The organism is Spirosoma pomorum, from assembly GCF_054776615.1.
Genome location: NZ_BAAHBP010000016.1, coordinates 74,094 through 100,566, shown reverse-complemented (window position 1 = coordinate 100,566; position 26,473 = coordinate 74,094). Strand labels below are relative to the sequence as shown.

Genomic DNA, 26,473 nt, shown 5'->3' with positions numbered 1-26,473 from the left:
TGGATTCAATTTTATCAACGTTCTCGTTAGCCGGTAAAACGGCCTTGGTGACGGGTTGCAAACGCGGCATCGGCAAAGCGATGGCCGAGGCACTGGCCGAAGCCGGGGCCGATATCATCGGCGTTTCAGCCAGTCAGGAATTGGCCGGCAGCGCCGTAGCCCAGTCCGTTGAAGCGCGTGGCCGGACATTCTTCGCCTATCAGGCCGATTTTGGAAAGCGGGATTCCCTGAACGCCTTCATCCGGCAGGTAAAACAGAATCACCCCGTCATCGATATTCTGGTCAACAACGCTGGCACCATCCTGCGCCAGCCGGCCGCCGAGCACTCGGACGAGTACTGGGACGAGGTCATTGCGATCAATCAGACCGCACAATTTCTGCTGACTCGTGACATTGGTCGAGATATGATAGCACGGGGCAGCGGCAAGGTTATTTTCACGGCGTCGCTGCTCACGTTTCAGGGGGGCATCAACGTACCCGGTTATGCCGCCAGCAAAGGAGCCATCGGTAGCCTGACTAAAGCGTTCGCCAATGAATGGGCGGGCCAGGGCGTTAACGTCAACGCCATTGCGCCCGGCTACATTTCGACGGACAACACGGAAGCACTACGGGCGGACCCAATACGGAGCCAGGCCATTCTGGGACGAATTCCGGCGGGGCGCTGGGGAGAACCCGACGATTTCAAAGGGCCAATCGTGTTTCTAGCGTCGGATGCGTCCCGTTACGTTCACGGTACAATCCTAACCGTCGACGGCGGCTGGATGGGACGCTAATGACTTCAAAGAGCGAAAGTGTGAATGAGCGAAAGAGCGACTGCTATTGGATAGGAAGTTGGCACTGACCACTGGCACGGGCCGCCCCGCATAGCCCCTCCTAAAACAGCCCCCCCCAGAGATATTCGTTTAATCCCCCTCCTGTTTTAGGAGGGGGCAGGAGGTGGTCGCACCACGGTCGGCCCCTAAACTGAGGTGGAATACAAGGGGGTACTCCAGTCCGCCATATACTCAGTCAGTAAAATGCGGGCGTCAATCGCCTTTAGTTGCCTGGACTATTCCTGCTGAAAACGAACCTCTACACGATGACGACAAAACAACTACGTCACAGCTCCCACCTGGCTCTCCTGGGTGTGCTAGCCTGTACCCTCTTCGGTTTTACTCGCCCCCACCCCAGCAGCCGTGTTTACGGCGACAAATTCCCCGATGACAAGGCTTATTTCAAGCCTGCTTATATCAAAGAAACGCTGATTAAAGCCGCCACCTGGCAGTTGAACCATCCCAAACACGCCACGACCGACTGGACGAACGGAGCGTTTTATTCGGGTGTATTCGCGGCTTACCAAACCACCAAGTCGCCCCTGCTAATGGATTCGCTGATGGCAATGGGTAACCGCACCGGCTGGCAACCCGGCCGTCGGTACGACCACGCCGACGACATTGCCATCTGCCAGACCTACCTTAACCTGTACCGGCTCAAAAAAGACCGGCGGATGATCCAGCCAACGATCGACACGGTGCAGAAACTCCGCACCACACCGGGTCGGGAGGTGCAAAAAAATGGTATTACTTGGTGGTGGTGCGATGCCTTGTTTATGGCTCCTCCCGTGTTGACCGGTCTGGGTCGCACGTTGAACGAGAACTGGTACAATAAATTGAACGACAGCCTATTTCGACAAACGTACGATCGTTTGTACAACACGCAGGAGCACCTGTTCGCGCGGGATGGATCGTATCTGGTCAGCGCCGACGGTAGTGGCAAGAAAGAAAGTAACGGCCAGAAGGTCTTCTGGTCGCGAGGCAACGGCTGGGTTATGGGCGGTCTGGTACTGGTGCTCAACGAACTACCGGCCAACTATCCCCAGCGGGATTTCTACGTAACGTTATATAAGCAAATGAGCGAACGCCTACTAGGTCTGCAACAGCCCGACGGTTTGTGGCGCGCCAGCCTACTCGACCCCGATGCATATCCGGGTGGCGAAGCGAGTGGTTCAGGTTTCGACTGCTACGCGCTGGCCTGGGGCATCAATAACGGAATTCTTCCGAAAGACAAATACCTGCCCGCCGTTCGGAAGGCCTGGGTGGCACTGAACAAACTGGTGTCGGATGAGGGTCGGGTCGGCTGGGTGCAGCCCATCGGTGCCGATCCCCGCCGAAATTTCAACTCCAATAGTTGGGAAGTCTACGGCACCGGCGCGTTTCTATTGGCTGGTTCGGAGGTAATTAAACTTAAGTAAAAGGAGAAAGGCAGAAAAGCAGAAGAGGAGGAAAGGAAGTCTTGGGGTAGTAACTCCTTTCCTGCTTTCCTCCTCTCCTGCTTCCTCCTTATCTCCCACACTCACATTCCTGACACTGGGTCAGGGTCTCGAAGGGTACGGTGCCGCCACAACCGCCGTAGACAAATTCCTTACAGCGCTTTTCGGTTTTGTCGTAATAGAAGCGGGGCATATAGGCCAAGCAGACACCACTATCGGGGTCGAGCTGGCATCTGGCCGAACTGGCACAGTCCCGCTCGCAGCCAATCGTTCCCAACGCGAGTATTGATGAACTAAGCAGAAAACGAAGTAATAGCCGTGGTCGCATAAAGAAGCCTTTCTAAACAGGATTCCTCAAACACGGCGGTAGTTGGAAAACTTACAGGAACGTTACGTTGCCAACCCGGTATGGGGCCGTTTGGGGAGCATCGGCGGGGAGGTCCGTAATGAGGTAGTCGATCTGGTCCAGGTCGGTAATTTTCATACGCATGACCGTATCCATCTTCTCCGAAATCGTCAGGACAGCCACTTTCGACGATGCCTTGATCATAGCCTTTTTGGTCTGTACCGTTTCCCAGTCGGAGTCGGTGAGCCCCTCGCGGGCATCGATGGCGTTGGTACCGATGATACACAGGTCGGCCCGCAGTTCTGACAGCCGCTGGTATACTTCCCCCCCTATACTCATCTGACTATAGCGCGAAATCTGCCCGCCAATCAGAATGATCTCCAGATTTGGCTTATCGAGCAGCTCAACGGCCGTCAGCGGATTGACGGTAATGAAAGTGGCTTTTAGCTCCTGCGGAATTAATTTAATCAGCTCGCGAATGGTCGTTCCCCCACCGATCAGAATCAGCATACCGTCTTTCAACAAGGACAGTGCCTTCTGCGCGATAACCCGTTTGTTCTGGTGCGCATACGTTTCCTGAAGAGCCGATGTGTGGTGGTACGCCTTCGACATAGCTCCACCCCGGATCTTGATCAGTTTCCCCTCTTCAGCCAGTTCATTTATATCCCGTCGAATTGTATCTTCCGATACGTTCAGGGTGGTAGCCAGATCAGCCAAATAAATCCGGGTGTGCAGGTTTATCTCTTTAATAATTAAATCCTTGCGTTCTTCCTTTAAAAGAATGACTGACGTATCTGTTTGGGGCATGGCGTACTCCGGCTGAACTATACTAAACTACCTATCTCGACTGACGATCACCAGTAAAGCCTGCAATATTACATCTATCGCAAAATGTTATGCAACTATTCGCACGAATCTACTCCTACTATTGAGTGCAATTTGCAGAATTTGCACACATCTGACCGTATTTTAATTTATTTTAAAAATAAAACTTGCCTTTGTTGTCAATACTCGCCAATTTCGCACACACCTCACCAAAAACGACGCACTATTTGCAATTTAATAGCGCGTTTACTCGTCTGACACCATAACCTGCGATTCATAGTAGTGCATAGTGCAACTCTGGATTGACTGGCATCAGCTTACCACAACTGATGAGGTACTTCTGCCGACAATCGGATTGCTGGCAGGCTAACTAAACGTGCAGATGTTTCGGCATTTAATACTCATAGGTTTAATAGTAATCGGGATTGGCTGGGCCTCTGTTTGTGCCCAGCCAACTTTTTCCACGACGCAGCAGCCCGCGATCATTCCGCAGCCGGTTTCATACCAGGTCGAATCGGGTACGTTTCACCTATCGGCCCAAACCCGCCTGACGGGCACCGTTTCGCCCGAGTTCCTACGCCTGTTTCAGCAGACGATTACCAGCGTGACGGGACTTACGCTACCAACGGGTACAGTTAAAAACAACGCCAGCATTCAGTTACAGATTGACTCCGCACGGGTTCCTAAATCCGAGGGCTATCAACTGCATATTACGCCCAACACCATTACGCTAACGGGGCACAACGAAACTGGGCTCTTTTACGGCTTGCAAACGCTCGTTCAACTCCTGGATCAATCCCGGAATTCGTCGTTTCGGCTACCCGCGGCCCGGATCGATGATTATCCGCGCTTTTCGTACCGGGGCATGCACCTGGACGTGAGCCGCCATATGTTTCCGGTGGCTTTTCTGAAGAAATACATCGATCTGCTAGCGCTGTACAAATTCAATACGTTCCATTGGCACCTGACCGATGATCAGGGCTGGCGGATTGAAATTAAACGCTATTCGGAATTACAGAAAATAGCTGCTTACCGAAAAGAGACGCTGATCGGGCATAAGAAGGAGCTCCCGCACCGGTTTGACGGCAAGCGTTACGGCGGTTACTACACGCAGGACGAGGTCCGCGATCTGGTCCGGTACGCCACCCAGCACCACATCACGGTCATTCCCGAAATCGAGATGCCCGGCCACGCGCTGGCGGCCTTGAGCGCCAAACCCGAACTGGGTTGTCTGAAACCCGACGGATCGCCCGGTGGACCGTATCAGGCGGCTACGTTCTGGGGAATTTTTGACGATGTGTACTGCGCGGGTAACGACAGTACGTTCACGTTCCTGAAAAATGTACTGGATGAAGTCATTCAGTTGTTCCCCTCCACGTACATTCACATTGGTGGCGATGAGTGTCCAAAAACCCGCTGGAAAACCTGCGCTCGCTGCCAGGCGCGTATTAAAGCCGAACATCTGAAAGACGAGCACGGACTACAGAGCTACGTAATCCGGCGGATCGAGCGACATTTGAACAGTAAGGGTCGCCAGATTATTGGCTGGGACGAAATTCTGGAGGGCGGACTTTCGCCCGGCGCGACGGTGATGAGCTGGCAGGGCATCCAGGGCGGCATTGAGGCCATGCGGCAGCGGCACGACGCCATCATGACGCCCGAGCCGTACGTCTATTTCGATTACTACCAATCACTGTATCCCGCCGAGCCCCTAACGGCGGCAGGCTACACCCCCCTGAGCAAAACGTACAGTTACGAACCTGTTCCGGCTGATCTGAAAGCCGACGAAGAAAAATACCTGAAAGGCGTGCAGGGCAACGCCTGGAGCGAGTATATGGATAGCCCCGAGAAAGCCGAGTACATGATTTTCCCCCGGGCGCTGGCCGTTGCCGAGATGGGCTGGAGTCAGCGGCAGCAGCGCAACTACCCGGATTTCCTGCGTCGACTGCGGACTCACGAACCCCTGCTCACGCGACGTAACGTTCACTACGCCGACCGATTCGATGAACTGACCGACTCCGTAACCGTCAATGCCAACGGAACGTTGCAGCTGGCCTTGTTCACTACGCTCCCTAACGCTACTGTTCGCTACACCACCGACGGACAAGTCCCGACGGCGAAAAGTCCAGTCTATACAACTCCAGTCACGATCACTAAAAGCGCTATTGTCAAAGCCGCCGTTTTTGCGGGCAGCCAGCAGCAGGGACGCGTGTTTGAGAAACAGCTAACCATTAGCAAAGCCACCAGCAAGCCTGTTACGTTCACCAACACGCCCAAAGGGGGCTACAAGCCTGCGAGTCCGCTGGTAGCCGTCAATGGCGTGGTGGGCACCAGCCGCTACAACACCGGCGAGTGGATTGGTTTCCAGGGTGACGATGCCGAGGTGGTCATCGATCTACAGAAAACCCAGCCTATTTCCCAGATTGGTACCCACATCCTGAATTACCATTGGCAGCGCATGTGGGCGCCTACTGCGCTTCGGCTGGCGGTTTCGGAAGACGGTAAAACATACCGGGACGTCTTTACCCAAACCCAGTTTCCGATGAACGGGATCAATTCCGTAGACGCCCGGTTTGCTCCCGTCAACGCCCGTTACGTACGGATGCAGGCTACCAACAAGGGGATCATTCCAGCGGGTGAGTACGGCGCAGGCGGTAAGGCCTGGCTCCTGCTCGATGAGTTCCGAATTGATTGACGTTAGTTACCATTCATTTATTCAGTAGTGTAGTTCATTTCCCTATGCGATTCCTCTGCTTACTCACCTTCCTACTCCTAAGTCCATTTCTCCCAGCAACTCACGCCCAGATTGGCGCGAACCATAACAAACCCGAACGCGAAGAATGGCTGAAAGATGCTGGTTTTGGCATGTTCATCCACTGGAATGTTGATACGCAGTTGGGCGTCGTTATCAGTCACTCGCTGGTTGGGGCGTCGCCAGATTACATTGAACGCTACATCAGCGAACTGCCCAAAACCTTCGACCCAAAAGACTGGGAACCCGAGCGGCTTGTCATTCTGGCCAAAAACGCGGGTATGCGGTACATCATGTTCACGACCAAGCACCACGCGGGGTTCTGCATGTGGGATACGAAGACCACCGATTTTGGGGTGATGAACACGCCTTACAAAAAAGACATTGTCCGGCAGTACGTCGACGCCTGCCGCAAGTGGGGTCTAGCCGTTGGCTTTTACTACTCGCCCGAAGATTTCTCATTTGCCTACCGGAACGGGATGAAAGACCTAACTCGCGACGACCACTGGGAGAAAGCGAAACCATTTCAGGCCAAATACAAACAGTTCGTGGAAGCGCAGTGCAAGGAACTGATGACCAAGTATGGCCCCGTTGATCTCTTTTTCATCGACAGCGATGTCCTGCGTGAGGAAGTCAAAGCGACCATCTGGAAATACCAACCCAACTGCCTGGTGACGCGGGGGGTGCTGCAAACGCCCGAACAGTACCTGCCCGGTGAGACGCTGACCACGGCCTGGGAAAGCTGCATGACGATGGGTACCGCCTGGAACTACAAGCCCACCAACGATCATTACAAATCAGGGACCGAGTTGATCAATATCTTGATCGAATCACGGGCGAAAGGTGGCTCCTACCTGCTCAACGTCGGACCAACCCAGTGGGGCCAACTGAACGAAGGGCAGCAGGGACGCCTGATGGAAATTGGGGCCTGGCATTTCATCAACCAGGAAGCCGTGCACAACGTACGGCCCTGGATTGTGCGGAACGAGGGCGACATCTGGCTGACGCAGAGCAAAGATGGCAGTACCGTTTATGCCTACATCACCAACATGCCCGACTGGCCGCGGGGCGAGCGCCGAAACTTTTTGTTACGTTCCATCAAAACGACGGCCAACACGGAAGTCAGCGTTTTGGGGCAAAGTGGCAACGTCGTGGAATACAAACCCGACGTCGATGGCAAAACCCGTTTCAAACAGACGCCCGAGGGCCTGGAAATTTCGGTAGTACGGGCGCAGCGAATTTATAACAACCACAAGTGGCCGAACCCCATCGTGGTTAAGTTCAAGAACGTAACGCCCTCCCTGGAGCCCACCCAGTTCCGCACGGTGAAGGCCGAGAAACTGCCGAACGGCAACCTACGTTTGCTGGCTAACATTCTGAAACTGGGCAACGGCAAAAACTACCGTATCGGCTTCGAGTACCGCCCAGTACAGTCGTCATTGGAGGAAGAGTTCAACCAGAAATGGACCAGCACAGACATTTATCCAGTATCTAAGACCGGCGAACAAAGCCTGGAAATTGTGGGCAGTAATATTCAGTCGTACGACGAAATCGAGTACCGTGCGGTACTCTACCAGGACGGGTTAAAGATTGAGGGCGACACGCAGAAGATCAGCAAACTACGACTGGACTAAGTCAGCCCGTTTGTAGTCATCTAAGCCTGTTTCCTTTTCGCTTAACCCGCCATACGTATGTCGATTTTGATTGTTGCGCTTTGTATTCTTCTGCTGGTACTGCTCATCACCTGGGGAAAGGTCAACCCCTTCCTAGCATTTCTCGTTACGTCGATGCTGGCGGGCTGGCTTCTTGGCGTTCCCCTAACGGGCATTGCGAAGTCAGTACAGAAAGGCATCGGTGATACGCTGGGCTCGCTGGTCATCGTGATCGCGCTTGGCGCCATGCTGGGTAAGCTGGTTGCCGAAAGCGGGGCCGCCCAGAAGATTGCCGATGTCATGATGGGCCTCTTCGGCACCCGTTATATCCAGTGGGGACTGGTCTGCACGGGTTTTATCATCGGGATTCCGCTATTTTATAGCGTTGGTTTCGTGCTGATGGTACCGCTCATTTTTTCGGTGGTGTATCAGTATCGGCTGCCGGCGGTGTACATCGGTCTGCCCATGCTCTCATCACTGTCGGTGGCACACGGTTTTCTGCCGCCCCACCCCTCCCCGGCCGCGCTGGTCGCCCAATTCGGGGCTAACATGGGCGTTACGTTGCTGTACGGGCTGATCATTGCGGTACCAACCATCATCCTGGCGGGGCCCGTATACGCCCAGACGCTGAAAAATATCAAATCTGAACCATTAGATACATTCGCAGCTAAGTCTCGCTCAACCGATGCGCTTCCCGGCGCTGCCAATAGCTTCCTGACGGCACTATTGCCGGTGGTCCTGCTGGCGCTGACCACCGTATTTACCTTTGTTTTCCAGACGAGTCCATCTGTCAAAAGTCTGATGACGTTCATCGGTGACCCGGCCACGGTGATGCTGATTTCGGTGGCCGTCGCCACGCTTACGTTGGGCTTGCAGCAGGGTAAATCCATGAAACAGATCATGGGCATCTACGAAGAAGCCGCCAAGGACGTAGCGATGATTCTGCTGATTATTGCCGGTGCAGGCGCCTTCAAGCAGGTGTTGTCCGACAGCGGCATCAGTCAGGAGATTGCGAATCAGTTGCAGCGTGTCTCGCTTAATCCGCTGATTCTGGGCTGGCTTATTGCCGCTATCATCCGGGTCTGCCTGGGTTCAGCCACGGTAGCGGGGCTGACAGCGGCTGGTATTATCGCACCCCTGATCGCCCAGCAGCATGTTGATCCAAACCTGATGGTGATTGCCATTGGTGCGGGAAGCCTGATGTTTTCGCACGTCAACGATCCGGGTTTCTGGATGTTCAAAGAATATTTTAACCTAAGTTTGACCGACACAATCCGGTCCTGGTCCATGATGGAAACGCTGGTTGCCGTCATCGGTCTGGCGGGTGTCCTGTTAATCAACGCCTTTATTTAATTTTCTCCCTTTTTATGGAAACTACCGTTTCTCCCGAATCCGCTTTTGCACAAACTGGTCTTTCGCTGCCCCCCGCTCCAAGTCCGCTGGGCGTTTATAAACCCTATCTTATCGACGGTAAATACCTGTACTTATCAGGCCACGGCCCCGTGCAGGACGACAAAAGCCTGATCATCGGCCGGATTGGTGCCGATATGGATATGGAAGCCGGTAAACTGGCAGCCCGGCAGGTGGGTCTAACGATGCTGTCGACGATCAAAACGAACCTGGGTAGCCTGGACCGGGTAAAACGGGTTATCAAAGTACTGGGCATGGTAAACTGCACGCCCGATTTCGAGCGCCATCCGTACATCATCAACGGTTGCAGCGAACTGTTCGCGCAGGTGTGGGGCGAAGAGAACGGCATCGGCGTTCGCTCGGCGGTAGGCTTCGGCTCCCTGCCCGACAACATCCCCGTCGAAATTGAAGCGCTGTTCGAATTGGTATAAAAAATAGAGGAGAAGGGAGGAAAGGAGGATGGAGAAAGACATTTGTCATCTCGATTTTGTCATCCCGACGCCAGGAGGGATCTTAAAGCATCCTATCTTGAGATTCAGGAAATGTTAAGATCCCTCCTGGCGTCGGGATGACAAAAAGAGCGAATCATCTTTCATCTGGTATCTTTCCTCCATTTTCTCCACCTTCTCCTATGAGCGATTCAAATTGGTATATCATTGATAACGTAGCGCAGCTGGATAGTCCGGCGCTCGTTGTTTATCCAGATCGGGTGCGGGAGAACGTTACGTTGCTCACGCATGCGATCTACGACGTAAACCGGCTACGGCCCCACGTTAAAACAAACAAATCGCGGGAAGCAACCCGGTTGATGCAGGAAGCGGGCATTCAGAAGTTCAAATGCGCGACCATCGCCGAGGCCGAAATGCTGGCGATGGCGGGGGCTACGGATGTCCTGCTGGCTTACCAGCCGGTGGGTGCCAAGCAGCAGCGCTTTGTCGAGCTGATCCAGAAATATCCCGATACGTTATTCTCCTGTCTGGTCGACAACCTAGCCACGGCCCTGCAATTATCCGATCTGGCGTCAGTAGCGGAGATTTCTATTCCTGTGTATATCGACCTGAACGTGGGCATGAACCGTACGGGTATTATTCCCGACGAACACGCCAAGACACTGTACGCGCAATTGACTCAGTTAAGTGGCGTCCGTCCCGTGGGATTGCATGCCTACGATGGGCACATCCGTAACCCTGACCTGGCCCAACGTACAGCGGAATGCGATAGTGCTTTTGCCCCCGTTCAGCAACTGGCCGAAGCCTTGTCAGCTAACGGGTTTACGCCCCCGCTCATTGTTGCCGGTGGTAGCCCGACATTCCCTATCCACGCCAAACGCCATATCGATGGACTGCCACCGGTAGAGTGTAGTCCCGGTACGTTCATCTACTGGGACAAAGGCTACGGATCGACGTTGGCCGAACAAGCGTTCCTGCCAGCAGCCTTAGTCGTTGCGCGGGTCATTTCGCTGCCCGACGCCACCAAGCTATGCCTGGACCTGGGTCACAAATCCGTCGCGGCCGAGTGCGAACTGGGTTTACGGGTCTCTTTTCTGAACGCGCCCGAGCTACAGGCAGTCGGCCAGAGCGAAGAGCACCTGGTTGTCGAAGCGGGTGCCGACCATGGCTACCAGGTTGGCGACGTTCTGTATGGTATTCCAAACCACATCTGCCCTACTGTGGCGCTCTACGAGCGAGCGTTCACAATAGAGGACGGAATGGTTACCGGCGAGTGGGCCACCGTGGCCCGCGACCGGATCATTGCCGTGTAATTTTCGCTAGTAACGCAGTTGCCTGCCGCAAAGCCAATTACTTAAAAATCGTTGACGAGTATGTTTACAATTGATGCTCACCTCGACCTCAGCATGAACGCGCTGGAATGGAACCGCGATCTGCGGCAACCCATCGACGCCATTCGTGACCGGGAGAGCGGCCTGACCGATAAACCTGATCGAGCAAAAGGTACCGTATCGTTTCCCGAGTTGCGTCGGGGAAAAGTCGGCCTGGTCGTGGCCACCCAGATTGGCCGTTACGTAGCGCCCGATAATCCATTACCAGGCTGGCATTCGCCCGAGCAGGCCTGGGCGCAAACGCAGGGACAGCGTATCTGGTACGAAACTATGGTCGAGGACGGCGAGATGACCCCGATCCGGAACCTGGACGAACTGGAAAACCACGTCGTTCTCTGGAGCGACGACACACCGGTTGACGAGAAACCCATCGGCTACATCCTGAGTGTGGAAGGTGCTGATTCGATCATCACTCCGGCATATGTCGAGCGGGCGTATGAATACGGTCTCCGCGCTATTGGGCCTGCTCACTACGGGCCGGGACGCTACGCGCAGGGCACCGACGCCACGGGTTTCATGGGACCAGCCGGCCACGAGCTGCTGAACGAAATGGAGCGGCTCAACATCATTCTGGACGCTACGCATCTCTGCGACGATAGCTTCTGGGAAGCGCTGGACCATTTCAACGGCCCCGTCTGGGCCAGCCATAATTTGTGCCGGGCGCTGGTCAACCACAACCGGCAGTTCAGCGATGACCAGATCAAAGCGCTCATCGAACGAGGAGCCGTCATTGGCGGGGCGCTGGACGCCTGGATGATGGTACCCAACTGGGTCCGGGGTCAGTCGACGCCCGAAGGCATGAACTGCAACCTGGCCGTAATGATCGACCACCTTGACCACATTTGCCAGATCGCCGGGAACGCGAATCACATTGGTATCGGTTCCGACCTGGACGGGGCGTTCGGCAAGGAACAGAGTCCGTACGATCTGGAAACCATTGCTGATCTACAGAAAGTCCCGGACCTGCTGAGCCAGCGTGGCTATTCAGACGAAGACATTCGGAACGTCATGCATGGCAACTGGCTACGCTTCCTGAGAACTGCCTGGGCCTGACAACCAATTAACTACTAGTTAAAAATAAACAAGCGCCCCTGGCTGAACAGCCATATCGGGGCGCTTGTTGTTATATACTATACAGGCCATTGGCGAAGCAGCCGCAGCCTTTTTACTCAACAATCATATGAAAAAGATACTCACAATGGTTAGCCTCTGCCTGCTGGGCGTTACGTATTGCCAGGCTCAATCGACAACTGGTGGCAAAAGTGGCGGTTCTACAGCCTCGACCGGCACGGGTTACCTGACCGAAGGCAAACGGCCCGCAGCCAGCGCGGCCCAAAGTATGACTATTGCCGACGAAGGCTCCAGCCGGGATTACATGTATGTGCCACCCGCTGCGCAGAAAAAGAACCGGAGCACTTCGCCCGACGGCACCGGCAGTCAGACTACCCAGACTACAACCACGAAGAAAGCTGTAACAACGAAGAAGACCACGAAAAGTGGTAATCAGTAATTGCTCTTACGACGCGATAGCAGCCTTTACGGGCATCATCAATTTAGTCGTAACCGTCTGACGTTGCCAGATTTTACGTAGAGCCTCCTGCCCCGTGTTCCACCGCCGAATTACGTTCTCTTCTCGAACGAGTTCAGGAGCCCGTGGCTGGTCGGCTTCTTCGTAATACTCGGGCATACCCGCCGTCATCCGACTAACAATCGCTTTGATATCGCCCGTCAGTACCAATTCAGGATTTTCGTGAATAAGCTGGATCAACGACCGGCACATAGACGCGGTGTAAAAAGCACAGTCAATGTCCTGGTGCCGAACGGGAACACCGTCGTGCAGACGTTGCAATTTCACCCCTCCATCTTCCAGAATATCCGATACGGGCGCTACGCCTTCTGGCTGAGGAAAGACGCTATCGATTTTCGCCCGGAATTTATCCCACCAGGGAGGCTGCCCATTCGGGTTTAACGTATCACCAAAAATAATTCGGAGCGGACGTCCGGACTGTTGCGGATCCATCAGTAGTAAGGCCGCCCCCAGGTGTCGGTCATCGGCCGCGTGACGTCGTTGAATGAGGAAGCATTGCAGTTGCGTTTCACCAATACTGCCCAGCATAGCCGCGTGCTCACGAACAGCTTGCAGCGATTCGGTCATGTACCCTTCCGTAACAATATGGATTGGCAGACGCGATGGCGCCGAGACTGCCACTTCCCGGCGGAGCTGGCCCCCAAGGATAGATAGCGCGGTCTCATCACTCCGACGCGTTCCGAAGTACATGCCAATGTCTTCCCGGATGGGTTCGTCAGGAGCGATAACCGGCGCGACGGTGTCACCATGATCCCCCTGGCGACTTGGCGAGCTGTAACGGAAAGGAACTTCCAGGTGCTCGCGGTGCATAGCCAGGTTGTAGATACGGCGCTCAAACCGGGATAACATCGGCTCGTACGCATCGTTCTCAAAATGGACTTCACTGACGGGACGGAGCAGATGCCGGGCGATGACGTGGTCTTTCATCAGCAGCTCGAGAGCGTCATCCGCATGCAGGCGAAAAAACGTGCGCAACGCACCTTCTTCCACGAAGCTATGAAGACTATCATCGATGGTAAATGAATTTGCCAGGCCGTTAACAGTGACGTGTTCAATCCAGTTCTGGAGGAACTGTTTAACGGCTTCGTCGAATAATTGATTGGCCGATTCGGCCTGTGTTTTAGGAAAAGTTGTCTGGCAAACCCCTCTTTGAAGCATTAAAAGTTCGGCGGTTAAATTTTGATCTAAAAATACGATTCGCATCGCAGTTTTAAAACTGCTATCTGTTAAATGAACAGGTTTTTCTTCGGAAAAATTCTAAGAATTCCTTTGAATCAACCAATATTTCACCACGTTACTCTATTTTCTTTTCAATTTCTCTGAACATCAGAATAGTATTCCGTCCCAAAGGTCAAAATGACCATTTTCTGGCTGTATTTGGCCTATAATTCCATACTTCTGTTATGATTAGCCAGCGTAGTCCAAAGAGTAGTGCCCAATACGGCTATCGCCAGTTGGTCGTTCTGCATTGCCCTTTTCGTCTGGCTTGTCAAGGTCACTTTCCCGACGCCTACTTCCAGAGCGAAAGCAGACCACCCGTTTTGCCCAGCAGTGGATCGGTTTTAGGAATCGGTAATGCGGCAATTCGTTTATCAGCGTCAGGGCGTTCCTCCGGCTTACCTCGCAGTACGTCAAAGCTCCGTCCATCCGGGTAGGCACCTACCACGCCAAAGTCAGACGACGACGTTAACTTCTTGTGCCCCACCCCAGCCGGAATAACAATGATGTCGCCCGCTTCGACAGTAACCGCTTGACCTTGCTCCCCACCTACCTGCAACTCGGCGGAGCCACTGTAAATGCCCAGTACCTCATGGCTGGTGCTGTGGTAATGGTGATACGGAAAAACGCCGTTCCGCCAGGAGTTTGTCCAGTCGTTGACCGCGAAATGTTCTTCCAGCCATAACGCACCCGCCGAGCCTCGGGCCGAAAACGCAGCGCGATAAAGAAGCAACGGGTACTGGCTGTTCGGTATAAGGCCATCGTCTTTGAACCGATACGCTTCGGGTTCTGGTGCTGAATGCATAGGCAATACGGTTGTTAGCAGCCCCAGGCCACTTATGGATAAGAATTCGGTTCGATTCATGTACGGTAATCTAACTAGTCTTGCCGAACAAGAGCTTTCGGGTATCAACTTAAAAACCATCTGAACGGATTGACGTTCCGTTATACGGAAGCTTTCCGCTCATTCTTTATCCATGTTTCCCCAATGGCTGCCGCCCACAAATCCATTTACAGCGCCCTGATTGCTAACGTAGCCATCGCCATCACGAAGTTCGTAGCGGGTAGTTTCAGCAACAGCGCGGCCATGATTGCCGAGGGCTTTCACTCCCTGGTCGATACAACCAATCAGATTTTACTTCTTTTCGGTCTACGCCAAAGCAAGAAACCAGCCGACGCCAGCCATCCGTTTGGCTACGGCAAAGAGCTTTACTTTTACTCGTTCATCGTTTCTATCCTGATTTTTGGTCTAGGTGGCGGGCTTTCCATTTATCAGGGTATTCTGCACATTCGCGAACCCGAGCCGCTGGGCAATCCCCTCTGGAGCTACGTTGTCCTTGGGCTTTCTATCGTTTTTGAAGGCACGTCACTGGTTATTGCCATCCGTGAATTCGACAAAGTGCGTGGCGACCTAGGGTATTGGAAAGCCATTAAAGTGAGTAAGGACCCATCCAGCTTTCTGGTCTTGTTCGAGGATGGAGCTGCCGTACTGGGCTTGTTAATTGTACTCAGTTGTCTGTTTCTGGAGCATCAGTTCAACATGCCCGTCCTGGACGGCGTTGCTTCGCTGCTGGTTGGCCTCCTGCTGGTTGTGGTCTCCATTATTCTCGCCCGCGAGAGCCGTAGTTTGCTGATGGGCGAAGGGCTGTCGCCCGACATTCGGAATAGAATCAGCAGACTGGTAGCCAGTGATCCTGCCGTTCTCCAGTCGCAGCATATTATATCAACGTATCAATCGCCGGAAGAAGTAATTTTGATGCTGATTCTGGCTTTTCGCGAGGACCTGACCACCGCCGATCTTAACCTGGCTATCGACCGGTTACAGGCTCGCATCAAAAAAGAGTTTCCGCTGATTCGCTTCGTTATCATTCAACCCGAAACCTCAACTCTTGCCTGATTCAGTTTATGCCGCTTCGTTTTGGACGCCCCATTTTCGTTTTGTTTCTTCTGATCGGGCTAACGTATCAAGCCGTTGCGCAGAAAAACCCATCCCGTTTTAACGTAATAGCCTTTTATACCGCTAAGAACGACAGGGCGCACATTAGTTTTGTGCACGAAGCAAATCGTTGGTTTCCGAAACTGGCCGCTAAACACCATTTCTCGTACGATTCGACCAGCGACTGGACCAAGCTAAATCCTGACTTTTTACGTAACTATCAGGTCGTCGTTTTTCTGGATACGCGCCCCGAAGAGCCAACGCAGCGGGCAGCCTTTGAACAGTACATGAAAAACGGCGGGGGCTGGCTAGGCTTTCACTTTGCCGCTTTCGCCCTGACGCCATCCACCTACCCGCAGAACTGGTTCTGGTATCACAACGAATTCCTGGGATCAGGTGCTTACAAGAGTAATACCTGGCGACCCACCTCGGCTGTGCTGCGAGTCGAAGACCGAAAGCACCCGGCTACTGAGGGGTTACCTGCCTTATTCAAAGCATCGCCTAATGAGTGGTACCGGTGGGAAAAAGATCTACGTCAGAATCCAGCCATCGATATACTAGTTTCCATCGACTCCAGCAGTTATCCATTGGGTACTGGCCCCAAACCACATGAAATCTGGCACAACGGCTATTATCCGGTAGTATGGACGAACAAAAATTACCGCATGCTTTACGTGAACATGGGTCACAACGACATCGACTACGAGCACGGCACCAACAAGGAACTATCGGTTACGTTCGGCAATCCAGATCAGGACCAACTTATTACCAACGCGATACTGTGGTTGGGCGGCCGGGGCAAACAAAAAGCCAGCCGATAAGACCGGCTGGCCAAAATTAGACTGTTTGGCTATTGGTGGTGCTGGATGGGAAATCGAACCCGTACCAACGTTCCTCTGCCAGCCTCTGTTTCGATATCAATATTTGCATCCAGTAGTTCACACAGTCGCTTAACAATGTGAAGACCAATTCCTTCGCCCCGCCGGGTTGATGGTACGGCAACATTGGGAGTCGTCATTGGCAGCTCATCGATTGTTCTCTTGTCGGTTGTTTTTTCCAGGCTTTTTGTTGAGTCTACAGTAGGCTTCAGAAACACCGCTACGTTCTTAACAACATCGTCGGGTAGCCCCGGCCCGGAATCCTGCACGCTCAACGTCCAGCGGTGTGCGTCCTCTCTCAACCAGGAAACGGACACAATACCGGACGAGGTGTATGTCAGGGCATTCAACAGCAGGTTCTGCGCAATACGCTGAACTTTGACTGCATCACTGACTACAACAATTTCGTCCGGGCCAGTTGCCATTAAGGTCAGTCCTCTATCGTGGGCTAACTGCTGCGCCCCGTCTACTACACCATGCAGTAGCTTTGCGGCATTGAATTCACTGATTTCGGGCTGATCCTGCCCAGCATCCAGACGAGCCAGGCTCATCAGGCTCTGTAACATTCCCTGTACGTTAGTTAGGTTGCGGTTCAGCATTTCCACCAGCAGCTCCCTTTCTTCCGGGCTTTGGTTGTCCATATCCAGCTGGAAGGCGGCTCCCTGGATAATACTAAAGCTACTACGCAGATCATGGCTGGATGTTCGAAGCAGGTTGCTACGCTGCCGGGCCAGTTCATTCATCTGCTCCAGAGCAGCCTGCAACGTACTAGCCCGACTTACGGCGGCTGTCGTTGCCAGCTCGTCATACTGGGATACGCTCCCCTCGACAATTTCTTTGTTAAGCCAGATGATTTCCTGGTAAGCGCGCATCAGATCGTTGGTATTAGCTTCGCTGTAGAGTGCCCGATACGTTTCGATTTCTTCGGCCAGGGTTTGATGTAAGTGCCCAACCTCGCGGGTGAGTTCGAGTAACAGGTATCCTTTGTGCCATCGGTGCAGCCCGTGTTCACGGGCAACAAGAATGGGGTCTTCCTCCTCATCTTCTCCGCGTAGCCGCTGAAGCAGGATATTCAGCAGTAGTGGTACCTGGTCATTGAATTCCTCGGTTGACAACGTAGCGACGGTATGTAACCCGGAATCTTGCTCACAAGCACCACGCCAGTTACTTAGGACCGCATCTCGGCGGGCAAACAGATAAACCGTCAGGTCAGGCACTGTAGCCAAATCAAGCGGTGTCATTTCATCCATAAATGATATTTTTTGGTAACCAACACAGTGACCAATACTGTCAGCGTCTTAGTATAAACCAATAAACTTCCTTTTATTCCTTTTGCCGACCTCGGCAGATAGGTCTATTTACTTTTTATTTTCGACAGGACCCGAAACAACCCATTGATTACGTACCTAGCCCCCGTGCATTAATAAGCAACTCTGACGGATTAAGACGATGCCACGTATGCCTGTGATCCACCCGTACACTCAATTTCCGTCAGGCCTGACTGCTAGTTGCTAAAGACGCCGATACCCCGCCCACTCGCACTTGATCCGCACGGAGAAAAACGGGTTCAACCCGAAGTGATGGTCATCCGGGTAGCTACGCAGAAACAGGCAATCGTGTATTTGAATAGCTGCCTGGGCAAGTGCGATGGTCTTCCCAAAATGGTGCTGTCAGATCGTTATCTCCCGGACGGTTATCCATCGTTGGTTTCTGTTATTCGAATACGACCGAAGCTGTCAGAGGTTCGTATCGCTACGGCAGCACGTCTTTTGTTGCCAAGCCGCTCGATCTGCGACACTGGTCAATCTATTTTGAGACCCTCCGAACCTGCTGGTGAGAAGCTGCTGCGCTACCCGGCAACTAGATTGCCTGAGTACGTACCAGCTTCCCCAACATCAGACTATAGAGCGATTAGGCCAGCAGATTTTTCCGCTCCTGGTACGTCTTCAGCATAAACTCGCCGAAAAGGGTATTCGCCCAGGCAAACCACTTCCGGGTGAACTTCGTCGCGTCGTCCTTGTGAAACGACTCGTGCATGAAGCCCGTATTGCCGTGCGAGCGTTGTAACAAAGCCAGACACTCTTTTATCTCGGCATCGCTTGTACTGGTCAGCCCCCGCATGATAACACCCAGGTGCCAGATCATATCCCGGCCCGTATGGGGTCCGCCGATTCCTCCGCCTACGCTACCCGAGAAAAAGAACGGATTTTCCTGACTCAAAACGTATTTGCGGGTATTTTGATAAATTGGATCGCTGGTTTTTACAGCGCCCAAGTACGGCAGCGACAATAAGCTCGGTACATTGGCGTCGTCCATCAGGTTGTAACTTCCGTAGCCGTTCACTTCAAAAGCGTATATCTTCCCGAACTGCGGGTGTGTCACGACGGCGTGTTTCTGCAGCGCGGTTTCCACTTCGGCGGCTAGTTTCAGCGCATCGTCGGCGACCGCTTTCTGTTGGCCCGTCGCATTCAGCAGTTCGGCCATCTGTCGCAGCGACACGGCCGCGAAGAAGTTAGAGGGTACCAGATACGGATAAATCGTCGCGTCATCGCTGGGGCGGAACATCGAACAGATTAGACCATTGGGCTTAGCGGGGTAGCCGTAACCGCCCAGCGGTACACCATCCGTCGCCCAGGTTGTTTTTCGCTCAAATTTGTAGGGCCCCAGGCCGTTTTTCCGTTGCTGCTCCCGGAACGTTTTCACGATCAGCGCCATGGCCTGAGCCCAGTCTGCGTCGAACGGCGTTTTGTCCCCGGTCCGTTTCCAGTAGCCATACGCCAGCCGAACGGGATAGCAAAGACTGTCAATTTCCCATTTGCGTTCGTGGAGTCCCGGCTTCATGTCGGTTACGTCGTCTTTCCACTCCCCTTCTTTGGTGTCGTCCTTGTAGAAAGCGTTGGCGTAGGGGTCTTTTCGGATACAGCTGGCCTGCCGATTAATGACGCCCGCAATAAGCTGCTGCAACGGTTTATCCGAGGCCGTCAGGGGCAGGTAAGGCCAGACCTGTGCAGTCGAGTCACGTAGCCACATGGCGTCAATATCGCCCGTGATAACGTATGCATCGGGTTTGTTATTGAGGAGTTGGTAGTCGACCGTAGTATCCAGCGTATTTGGGAAGCAGTTGCCAAATAACCAGGCCAGCTCCTTGTTACCAACGTTGGACTGAATGGTTTTGATCGTGCTTTCAACGGCCTGACTTTTAAAATTCCGTTCCTTCTCGGCAATACGGACAACGGGGAAATCGGCCTGCGCCTGCAGGGTAGGTCCAGCCATAACAGCGGCCGTGGCGAGGGCAGACTGCTGGATAAATGTTCGACGGGAAATCATCAGGACAACTAATTAGATAATAGCCACACGATCCAACCCTTCGATTGGATCGTGGCATTCAGGCCCCCAATATACCGCCAGATCAGCCTTTTTGAAAAGAAATCGGTCGATAGTCCTGCTAATGACAAGACTATCGACCGATATATAACTGGTAACTAGCTGAGTTTATGGTTTACCCGGCATCGGCGTCCAGTGCGTATGGAAAACGCCTTCTTTACCGATCAGTTCGTACGTATGCGCACCAAAGTAATCGCGTTGCGCCTGAATCAGATTCGACGGCATCTTCTCGCTCCGGAACGCATCGAAGTAAGACAGGGCTGCCGAAAATGCGGGCATGGCAATTCCCGACGATACGGCCGTACCAACTACGGTCCGTACGTCACCGATGCCTGCCTTCACAATCTCACTGACGGAAGGATCCATCAGCAGGTGTTCCAGCTTCGGATTCGTTTCGTATGCCTTACGGATATCTTCCAGGAACGCAGCCCGGATAATACAGCCGCCCCGCCAGATGGTTGAGATTGACGCCAGATCAAGCTCGTATTCGTACGCAGCCGACGCCAGATAGAGCAGGTGCATTCCCTGCGCGTACGACAGGATCATGCTGAAATAAAGCGCTTCTTCCAGACTTTTCAGGAATGCTTCTTTATCGACGTCCAGCGTTGGATAATCGTTGCCGTACAGTTCGGCGGCCTGGGTACGTAACGTTTTGTATTTCGACAGATCCCGCATCGCCACGGCCGTATCAATCACTGTGATGGGAGCCTGCAGGTCCATGGCCACCTGTGACGTCCACTTGCCTGTGCCCTTAGACCGGGCCTGGTCTTTGATGTCGTCCAGCAGCAGGTGATCGCTACCGGGCTCTTTGTAAGCAAAAATATCCCGCGTTACCTCGATCAGGAACGACTGCAACCGGCCTTCGTTCCACTGGGTGAACAACTGGTGAATTTCTTCGCTGGGTAGTTTCAGGCCTTTCCGCAGAATCTCGTAGGTTTCGGCAATCAGCTGCATTTGGCCGTATTCAATGCCGTTGTGCACCATCTTGACGAAGTGCCCGGCAGCGCCCGGCCCGATGTACGTAACGCAGGGGATACCGTCTACCTTGGCCGCAATGGCCTCGAAGATTGGCTTCATCGACTGATAAGCTTCCTTGTCGCCACCCGGCATCATACTAGGCCCTTTACGAGCGCCCTCTTCGCCACCGGAAATACCCATACCAAAGAAATGGAACCCTTGCTCGTCCAGCTTTTTGTCGCGAACGACGGTATCCGTAAAGTGCGAATTACCACCGTCGATGATGATGTCACCTGGTTCGAGCAACGGAGTTAACGTAGCGATTACGTCGTCAACGGGTTTACCCGCTGGAACCAGCATCATAATAGCCCGGGGCGGTTTCAGCGCTTTAATCATATCGGGCAGGCTAGTGAATCCTTTGACGGGTGTGCCAGCGCCGTCATTTTCCAGCGTTTCGATCTGTTTGGGGTTAATATCGTACCCCACCACGGGAAAGCCGTGTTCGGCCATGTTCAGTAACAGATTGCGCCCCATGGTACCGAGCCCAATCATGCCGAAAACAGCCTGCTGTTCTGCTTGAGAAGTCATTGTGAAAATTGGTAATACTAAGAGGTGGGAATTAACCAGCCGGTCTATCCAGTAGCCACACGCCTGTAGAACAGACTGGCCACGGACGAACCGGCTGGTTGACTAGCAATGATTAGGCAGATTGAAGCGCCTTTTGCTTCTGCTCATCGATAGCCGCCAGCAGTTTGTCGTACGGCTTATTGAATTTCTCGATGCCTTCGTCTTCGAGCTGCTGACTAACACCTTCCAGGTCGATACCAGCCGCTTCAACTTTTTTCAGTACTTCGGTTGCCTGCGGAATACCGGCCTCAAGCCGGTCTTCGGGCTGGCCATGATCACGGTACGCTTCTAGCGTTTCCATTGGCACCGTATTGACGGTTTTGGGTCCGATCAGCGCTTCGACGTATTTCACGTCCGAGAAGGCGGGGTTTTTGCTGCTGGTGCTGGCCCAGAGCACCCGTTGGGGCGTAGCGCCTTTTTCTTCCAGTTTTTTAAACCGGTCGCTGCTGAACACGCGCAGGTAGATTTCGTAGGCTTTCCGGGCCAGCGCAATCGCCACTTCACCTTTCAGATCGCCCAGTCCTTTTTCGTCCAGTTGCGGGTCAACCAGTACGTCGATCCGGCTCAGGAAGAAGCTGGCAACGGACGCAATGTGATCAATGGGTTCGCCTTTTGCGACTCGATCTTCTAAGCCTGACACATAAGCTTCTGTCACGGCTTCGTAGCGTTCCAGACCAAACAGCAACGTTACGTTTACGTTGATGCCTTCGCTGATGCAGGTTCGGATCGCGGCCAGTCCTTCGGCCGTTCCCGGAATCTTGATCATGACATTTTCGCGATCAACGGCTTTCCACAGTGCACGTGCCTGGCTGATAGTCCCTTCGGTATCCCGCGCCAGGTGGGGTGATACTTCCAGGCTGATGTAGCCGTCGGCACCACGTACTTCTCCTTCGTACACCGGTTTGAACATATCGGCCGCCCGTTGAATATCGCTGATAGCCAGGCCGTAGAAGATATCTTCGTTATTTTTTCCCTGCTGGGCAAGTTCTTTGATGTCCTGATCGTAGTCCGAACTACTGCTGATCGCTTTTTCGAAGATGGCCGGGTTTGAGGTTACACCCCGTACTCCGTCCTCATCGATTAGCTTTTGCAGATCGCCGGAATCCATAATCTTCCGGTCAATGAAATCCAGCCAGATGCTCTGCTCGAAATCATGGATTTTCTTTACGTTACTCGTTGCCATGTTTGTTACTAGATTAATGTATGATAAGCTCCTCGTTGATAGTGGACAAACCCACCTTACGAAAGCACTTCTTTCTTTTCAATGCCCGATGGCTGCCCCTGCAAAATTGTGTGCGCCACCTTCACGACGTTGTCTACCGTAAAGCCGAAATACGCCATGACCTCCTCGCCGGGGGCGGACAAACCAAAGCGATTCATGCTAATGGTGGTGCCTTCGTCGGTAACGTATTTGTGCCAGCCGATGGGCGAACCTGCTTCTACCGCCAGCCGCTTTTTGACCGTCGGGGGTAGTACTTCGTGGTGATAGGCCTGGTCTTGTTTTTCGAACAGCTCCCAGGACGGCATGCTCACCACCCGCGTCGGGATGCCTTGTTTCTGTAATTCTTCCTGTGCCTTCATCACCAGCGACACCTCAGAACCAGTACCGATTAGGATCAACTCAGGTTTTCCACCCTCGGCTTCGCTGAGGATATATGCTCCCCGCTCGACCCCTTGCCGCGCTGACCCGTATTTTTTCTGATCCAGAATAGGCAGCTTCTGCCGGCTCAGAATCAGCAGCACCGGTGTTTTTGGCTGCGTCATCGCTACGCGCCATGCCTCAACGGTTTCGTTGGCGTCGGCGGGACGAATAACAATAATATTGGGGATAGTTCGGAGCGATACGACCTGCTCGACGGGCTGGTGGGTTGGTCCATCCTCACCCAGGCCGATGCTATCGTGGGTAAATACGAACGTAACAGCCGATTCGGCCAAGGCCGTCAGCCGGATGGCTCCCCGCATGTAGTCCGAGAAGTTCAGGAACGTCCCTCCGTAGGGATGAACTCCGCCGTGCTGCGCCATGCCGTTGAGCGCGGCACCCATGGCGTGTTCGCGCACCCCAAACCAGATGTTCGAGTGATCGTAATGTCCGGGCTGGAAGCTGACATCCCCTTTGGTGGGCATGTCATTCGAGGACGCCAGATCGGCCGAGCCACCAAACAGAAACGATACTGATTTTTTGAGGGCTTCGAGGGCTTTGCCCGATGCCTGCCGGGTGGCCAGTGGATCGCTGTCGGCTTCGAAAACCGGAAGCTCAGCATCCCATCCTTCGGGCAATTTGTGATCGAACGAGAGCGAGAACAGATTGGCTTTATCAGCGAATTCAACCTTGTATGCCTCAAACCGCTGCTGCCAGTCGGCTTGCAGGTCGGCTCCTTTCTGACCGGGTTGCAGCAGATAGCCCTTAACCTCGTCGGGAATGAAAAACGATTTTTCAGGATCAAACCCGAAGAACTCTTTCACCTTTTTCGTATCCTCTTCGCCCAGGGGGCTGCCGTGTACCTTGCTGGTGCCTTCCTTCGGGCTGCCGTAACCAATAATGGTACGTACTGCAATAATAGACGGACGCTCCGTTTCCGACTGAGCAGCTTTGATTGCTGCTTCAATGGCGTCAAGGTCATTACCATCCTCTACCGTCTGGGTATGCCAACCGTACGCGTCAAAACGCTGCATCCGGTCTTCAGTAAAGGCCAGATTCGTCGGTCCATCCAGCGAAATCAGGTTGTCGTCGTACAAATAAATAAGCTTACCGAGCTTGAGGTGTCCTGCCAGCGAAGCCGCTTCGGAAGCAATACCTTCCATCAGGTCACCGTCGCTGACGATCGAATACGTGTAGTGATCGACTATTTTGTGATCCCCCTGGTTATACGTAGCGCCCAAGAACGCTTCGGTCATGGCCATGCCCACACCGTTGGCAAAGCCCTGTCCCAGCGGACCCGTGGTCACCTCAATACCCGGAGTGAGATTTGACTCGGGGTGTCCTGGTGTTTTCGATTCAAACTGCCGGAAGTTTTTCAACTCATCCAGCGACAGATCATAACCGTACAAATGCAACAAACTGTACAACAGTGCCGATCCGTGCCCGGCCGATAAAACGAAGCGATCGCGGTCGGGCCAATGGGGATCTTTCGGATTGAAGCGCAGGAAACGCGACCAGAGTACATAGGCCATCGGCGCTGCGCCTAAGGGTAAGCCTGGGTGACCGGAATTTGCCTTTTGAACCTGGTCAACAGATAATAACCGGATGGTATTGATACTTAATTCGTCAAGATTGACAGACTTATCAGCCATAGCACGGGTGATTCTAACGTTACAAAAGAAACTTAACTATAGGGACTTCTCGACCGAGGGTCCCACATATTAGTAACTCGTTCCGGCCCCAATAAGATTAATTTTTTTGCCAAAAGTGGCCTCAACCCCGTCTGACCCGATTAGTAACAGGAACGATGTCTACTACTTCCTATCAGTCTTCCTGCGATACGTCGAGAAGCTCCACGCGCTCAATGGAATTCCCATTTTTCCCCAGAATAGTTGCTTCGTACTCGTCGATGACGGTTTTTTCGCCCACTTCGGGCAGACGGCCAAAGCGATCCAGCAGTAGCCCCGCCAGAGTCTCGTAATTGCCCCGTTTCTGCACCGGGTGCGGCAGTAGGGGGTTCATGTCATCGAGTGACTGCCCCGCCAGCACGGCGTAGGTACGTTCGCCAACTTGTTCCACCATAGGCCGCTCATCATCCGATTCATCCTGAATTTCGCCGACGAGTTCTTCCAGAATATCTTCCATGGTGACCAGGCCTTCGGTACCACCATACTCGTTCACCACGATTGCCACGTGCTTGCGCTGTTGCTGAAAATCACGCAGTAGCACCCGGATTCGTTTGGTTTCGGGCACAATAAGCGCAGGCCGAATGAGCTGATGCAGATCAACCGACGAATTTCTTCGTAACCACACCAGCAACTCGCGCAGATGAATGATACCCAATACGTGATCCAGGTCATCCTCGTAGCACAAGATCCGCGAATAATTCTCGGATAGAATCAGTTCCAGCGTGTCTTCGTTGAATTTACTGGCGTCTACCCCGAAAATATTAGTGCGGGGGGTCATGATCTGCCGCACGGTACGCGACGAGAAGTCAAAGGCTTTTTCGACAATGGTCAGGTCTGCCGTTTGCGTATTATCATTCGACGTATCGGCTTCTTCCTGGCTCTGGTGGACCAGGAATTTTAGCTCATCGGGGCTATGAACTTCGTTACCATGACTAGCCTCGATACCAAAGCCCTTTAGCACCAAACCAGCAACGCCGTTCAGCAGCCAGATAAAGGGGCGAAAAATAACGTAAAATCCCTGTAGCGGATAGGCCACCAGCAGGGTAGTCGTTTCGGAGCGCTGAATAGCAAACGATTTGGGAGCCAGTTCACCAAACACAATGTGTAGCACGGTAATCACGGCAAAGGCAACGGGTAGGGCAATCTGATGGGCCAGGTCGGGCGCAATCTGCAAACCCATCAGGTCGAAACCAGCAATCAGAACCCTGGATACGACCGGTTCGCCAATCCAGCCCAGCCCCAGACTGGCCAGCGTAATACCGAACTGGGTTGCCGCCAGGTACCCGTCCAGGTTCGATACCATATGCGTGGCCAATTTGGCCGAAGCGTTGCCCGCCAGGGCTTTTAGTTCAAGCTGAGACGCGCGTACTTTAACAATAGCAAATTCTGCCGCGACAAAAAAACCATTTAATCCAACCAGTAATAAGGTCAGCAACAGGTTGAGGAGCATTGAGGTGGTATTAGGTGTCCGAATCTTCTTCCAAC

The 26,473-nt window shown here is 53.3% G+C and carries 21 protein-coding genes; 11 read left to right on the top strand and 10 right to left on the bottom strand.

Going from position 1 to position 26,473, the window contains the following annotated elements; genetic code table 11:
• The first annotated feature begins 8 nt into the window (after window positions 1-8).
• Together ACYVAD_RS10445 and ACYVAD_RS10440 are read left to right on the top strand one after the other, a co-directional pair.
• Window positions 9-773 carry an SDR family NAD(P)-dependent oxidoreductase gene (locus tag ACYVAD_RS10445; protein ID WP_461139560.1) on the top strand — a complete coding sequence of 255 codons (765 nt, stop codon included), beginning with the start codon at window positions 9-11 and terminating at the stop codon, window positions 771-773.
• Between the two features lie 305 nt (window positions 774-1,078).
• On the top strand, window positions 1,079-2,230 hold the full coding sequence (locus ACYVAD_RS10440) for a glycoside hydrolase family 88/105 protein (protein WP_461139427.1): 1,152 nt from the start codon (window positions 1,079-1,081) through the stop codon (window positions 2,228-2,230).
• Between the two features lie 88 nt (window positions 2,231-2,318).
• Here ACYVAD_RS10440 and ACYVAD_RS10435 read toward each other — a convergent pair whose 3' ends face one another.
• Both ACYVAD_RS10435 and ACYVAD_RS10430 read right to left on the bottom strand, forming a co-directional pair.
• Entirely contained in the window at window positions 2,319-2,576 is a 258-nt protein-coding gene (locus ACYVAD_RS10435; protein WP_461139426.1) for a BPTI/Kunitz domain-containing protein, read from the bottom strand.
• 51 nt (window positions 2,577-2,627) lie between these two features.
• Complete coding sequence (locus ACYVAD_RS10430) at window positions 2,628-3,401, bottom strand: DeoR/GlpR family DNA-binding transcription regulator (RefSeq protein WP_461139425.1); 774 nt, start codon at window positions 3,399-3,401, stop codon at window positions 2,628-2,630.
• A gap of 400 nt (window positions 3,402-3,801) precedes the next feature.
• Here ACYVAD_RS10430 and ACYVAD_RS10425 point away from each other — a divergent pair, with 400 nt between their 5' ends.
• The 7 genes from ACYVAD_RS10425 to ACYVAD_RS10395 all read left to right on the top strand — a co-directional run bounded on the left by ACYVAD_RS10425 (window position 3,802) and on the right by ACYVAD_RS10395 (window position 12,583).
• Window positions 3,802-6,114, top strand: a complete 2,313-nt coding sequence (locus ACYVAD_RS10425) for a glycoside hydrolase family 20 protein (protein ID WP_461139424.1) — start codon at window positions 3,802-3,804, stop codon at window positions 6,112-6,114.
• Window positions 6,115-6,158: 44 nt separating this feature from the next.
• Window positions 6,159-7,805 (top strand): alpha-L-fucosidase, encoded by a 1,647-nt coding sequence (locus tag ACYVAD_RS10420; RefSeq protein ID WP_461139423.1) that lies wholly within the window; start codon window positions 6,159-6,161, stop codon window positions 7,803-7,805.
• A 57-nt stretch (window positions 7,806-7,862) separates the two neighbouring features.
• On the top strand, window positions 7,863-9,176 hold the full coding sequence (locus ACYVAD_RS10415) for a gluconate:H+ symporter (RefSeq protein WP_461139422.1): 1,314 nt from the start codon (window positions 7,863-7,865) through the stop codon (window positions 9,174-9,176).
• Between the two features lie 14 nt (window positions 9,177-9,190).
• Complete coding sequence (locus ACYVAD_RS10410) at window positions 9,191-9,664, top strand: RidA family protein (RefSeq protein WP_461139421.1); 474 nt, start codon at window positions 9,191-9,193, stop codon at window positions 9,662-9,664.
• A gap of 200 nt (window positions 9,665-9,864) precedes the next feature.
• On the top strand, window positions 9,865-10,995 hold the full coding sequence (locus ACYVAD_RS10405; protein ID WP_461139420.1) for a D-TA family PLP-dependent enzyme: 1,131 nt from the start codon (window positions 9,865-9,867) through the stop codon (window positions 10,993-10,995).
• Window positions 10,996-11,055: 60 nt separating this feature from the next.
• Window positions 11,056-12,126: a dipeptidase gene (locus ACYVAD_RS10400; RefSeq protein ID WP_461139419.1), complete on the top strand. Its 1,071-nt coding sequence runs from the start codon at window positions 11,056-11,058 to the stop codon at window positions 12,124-12,126.
• 127 nt (window positions 12,127-12,253) lie between these two features.
• A complete protein-coding gene (locus tag ACYVAD_RS10395) occupies window positions 12,254-12,583 on the top strand; it encodes a hypothetical protein (protein ID WP_461139418.1) in 330 nt (109 codons plus the stop codon).
• Between the two features lie 6 nt (window positions 12,584-12,589).
• On the opposite strand, the gene ACYVAD_RS10390 is transcribed toward ACYVAD_RS10395, so the two are convergent.
• Together ACYVAD_RS10390 and ACYVAD_RS10385 are read right to left on the bottom strand one after the other, a co-directional pair.
• Window positions 12,590-13,819, bottom strand: coding sequence for a hypothetical protein (locus ACYVAD_RS10390; RefSeq protein WP_461139417.1), 1,230 nt, complete (start codon window positions 13,817-13,819; stop codon window positions 12,590-12,592).
• A gap of 352 nt (window positions 13,820-14,171) precedes the next feature.
• Window positions 14,172-14,744 (bottom strand): cupin domain-containing protein, encoded by a 573-nt coding sequence (locus tag ACYVAD_RS10385; protein ID WP_461139416.1) that lies wholly within the window; start codon window positions 14,742-14,744, stop codon window positions 14,172-14,174.
• 123 nt (window positions 14,745-14,867) lie between these two features.
• Here ACYVAD_RS10385 and ACYVAD_RS10380 point away from each other — a divergent pair, with 123 nt between their 5' ends.
• Window positions 14,868-15,776 (top strand): cation diffusion facilitator family transporter, encoded by a 909-nt coding sequence (locus tag ACYVAD_RS10380; protein WP_461139415.1) that lies wholly within the window; start codon window positions 14,868-14,870, stop codon window positions 15,774-15,776.
• Between the two features lie 8 nt (window positions 15,777-15,784).
• Window positions 15,785-16,636, top strand: a complete 852-nt coding sequence (locus tag ACYVAD_RS10375; protein WP_461139414.1) for a ThuA domain-containing protein — start codon at window positions 15,785-15,787, stop codon at window positions 16,634-16,636.
• A 29-nt stretch (window positions 16,637-16,665) separates the two neighbouring features.
• Here ACYVAD_RS10375 and ACYVAD_RS10370 read toward each other — a convergent pair whose 3' ends face one another.
• From ACYVAD_RS10370 to ACYVAD_RS10345, 6 genes are all read right to left on the bottom strand, one after another.
• A complete protein-coding gene (locus ACYVAD_RS10370) occupies window positions 16,666-17,943 on the bottom strand; it encodes a sensor histidine kinase (protein ID WP_461139413.1) in 1,278 nt (425 codons plus the stop codon).
• Window positions 17,944-18,604: 661 nt separating this feature from the next.
• The gene (locus ACYVAD_RS10365) at window positions 18,605-20,017 is read right to left on the bottom strand and encodes a glycoside hydrolase family 125 protein (RefSeq protein WP_461139559.1); all 1,413 of its coding nucleotides are present in this window, start codon (window positions 20,015-20,017) and stop codon (window positions 18,605-18,607) included.
• A gap of 168 nt (window positions 20,018-20,185) precedes the next feature.
• Window positions 20,186-21,622 (bottom strand): NADP-dependent phosphogluconate dehydrogenase, encoded by a 1,437-nt coding sequence (gene gndA, locus ACYVAD_RS10360; protein WP_461139412.1) that lies wholly within the window; start codon window positions 21,620-21,622, stop codon window positions 20,186-20,188.
• A gap of 112 nt (window positions 21,623-21,734) precedes the next feature.
• Window positions 21,735-22,844 (bottom strand): transaldolase, encoded by a 1,110-nt coding sequence (gene tal / locus ACYVAD_RS10355; RefSeq protein ID WP_461139411.1) that lies wholly within the window; start codon window positions 22,842-22,844, stop codon window positions 21,735-21,737.
• A gap of 56 nt (window positions 22,845-22,900) precedes the next feature.
• On the bottom strand, window positions 22,901-24,952 hold the full coding sequence (gene tkt / locus ACYVAD_RS10350) for a transketolase (RefSeq protein ID WP_461139410.1): 2,052 nt from the start codon (window positions 24,950-24,952) through the stop codon (window positions 22,901-22,903).
• A gap of 172 nt (window positions 24,953-25,124) precedes the next feature.
• A complete protein-coding gene (locus tag ACYVAD_RS10345) occupies window positions 25,125-26,438 on the bottom strand; it encodes a hemolysin family protein (RefSeq protein WP_461139409.1) in 1,314 nt (437 codons plus the stop codon).
• Between the last annotated feature and the right edge of the window lie 35 nt (window positions 26,439-26,473).

Excerpts from the sequence above, each read along its gene's own strand:
- ACYVAD_RS10395 (WP_461139418.1), top strand. The coding sequence starts at position 12,254 with ATGAAAAAGATACTCACAATGGTTAGCCTCTGCCTGCTGGGCGTTACG.
- ACYVAD_RS10410 (WP_461139421.1), top strand. The coding sequence starts at position 9,191 with ATGGAAACTACCGTTTCTCCCGAATCCGCTTTTGCACAAACTGGTCTT.
- ACYVAD_RS10345 (WP_461139409.1), bottom strand. The coding sequence starts at position 26,438 with ATGCTCCTCAACCTGTTGCTGACCTTATTACTGGTTGGATTAAATGGT.
- ACYVAD_RS10425 (WP_461139424.1), top strand. The coding sequence starts at position 3,802 with ATGTTTCGGCATTTAATACTCATAGGTTTAATAGTAATCGGGATTGGC.
- tal (WP_461139411.1), bottom strand. The coding sequence starts at position 22,844 with ATGGCAACGAGTAACGTAAAGAAAATCCATGATTTCGAGCAGAGCATC.
- gndA (WP_461139412.1), bottom strand. The coding sequence starts at position 21,622 with ATGACTTCTCAAGCAGAACAGCAGGCTGTTTTCGGCATGATTGGGCTC.
- ACYVAD_RS10380 (WP_461139415.1), top strand. The coding sequence starts at position 14,868 with ATGGCTGCCGCCCACAAATCCATTTACAGCGCCCTGATTGCTAACGTA.
- ACYVAD_RS10385 (WP_461139416.1), bottom strand. The coding sequence starts at position 14,744 with ATGAATCGAACCGAATTCTTATCCATAAGTGGCCTGGGGCTGCTAACA.
- ACYVAD_RS10440 (WP_461139427.1), top strand. The coding sequence starts at position 1,079 with ATGACGACAAAACAACTACGTCACAGCTCCCACCTGGCTCTCCTGGGT.
- ACYVAD_RS10420 (WP_461139423.1), top strand. The coding sequence starts at position 6,159 with ATGCGATTCCTCTGCTTACTCACCTTCCTACTCCTAAGTCCATTTCTC.
- ACYVAD_RS10375 (WP_461139414.1), top strand. The coding sequence starts at position 15,785 with ATGCCGCTTCGTTTTGGACGCCCCATTTTCGTTTTGTTTCTTCTGATC.
- ACYVAD_RS10390 (WP_461139417.1), bottom strand. The coding sequence starts at position 13,819 with ATGCTTCAAAGAGGGGTTTGCCAGACAACTTTTCCTAAAACACAGGCC.
- ACYVAD_RS10415 (WP_461139422.1), top strand. The coding sequence starts at position 7,863 with ATGTCGATTTTGATTGTTGCGCTTTGTATTCTTCTGCTGGTACTGCTC.
- tkt (WP_461139410.1), bottom strand. The coding sequence starts at position 24,952 with ATGGCTGATAAGTCTGTCAATCTTGACGAATTAAGTATCAATACCATC.
- ACYVAD_RS10405 (WP_461139420.1), top strand. The coding sequence starts at position 9,865 with ATGAGCGATTCAAATTGGTATATCATTGATAACGTAGCGCAGCTGGAT.
- ACYVAD_RS10400 (WP_461139419.1), top strand. The coding sequence starts at position 11,056 with ATGTTTACAATTGATGCTCACCTCGACCTCAGCATGAACGCGCTGGAA.
- ACYVAD_RS10435 (WP_461139426.1), bottom strand. The coding sequence starts at position 2,576 with ATGCGACCACGGCTATTACTTCGTTTTCTGCTTAGTTCATCAATACTC.
- ACYVAD_RS10370 (WP_461139413.1), bottom strand. The coding sequence starts at position 17,943 with ATGGATGAAATGACACCGCTTGATTTGGCTACAGTGCCTGACCTGACG.
- ACYVAD_RS10430 (WP_461139425.1), bottom strand. The coding sequence starts at position 3,401 with ATGCCCCAAACAGATACGTCAGTCATTCTTTTAAAGGAAGAACGCAAG.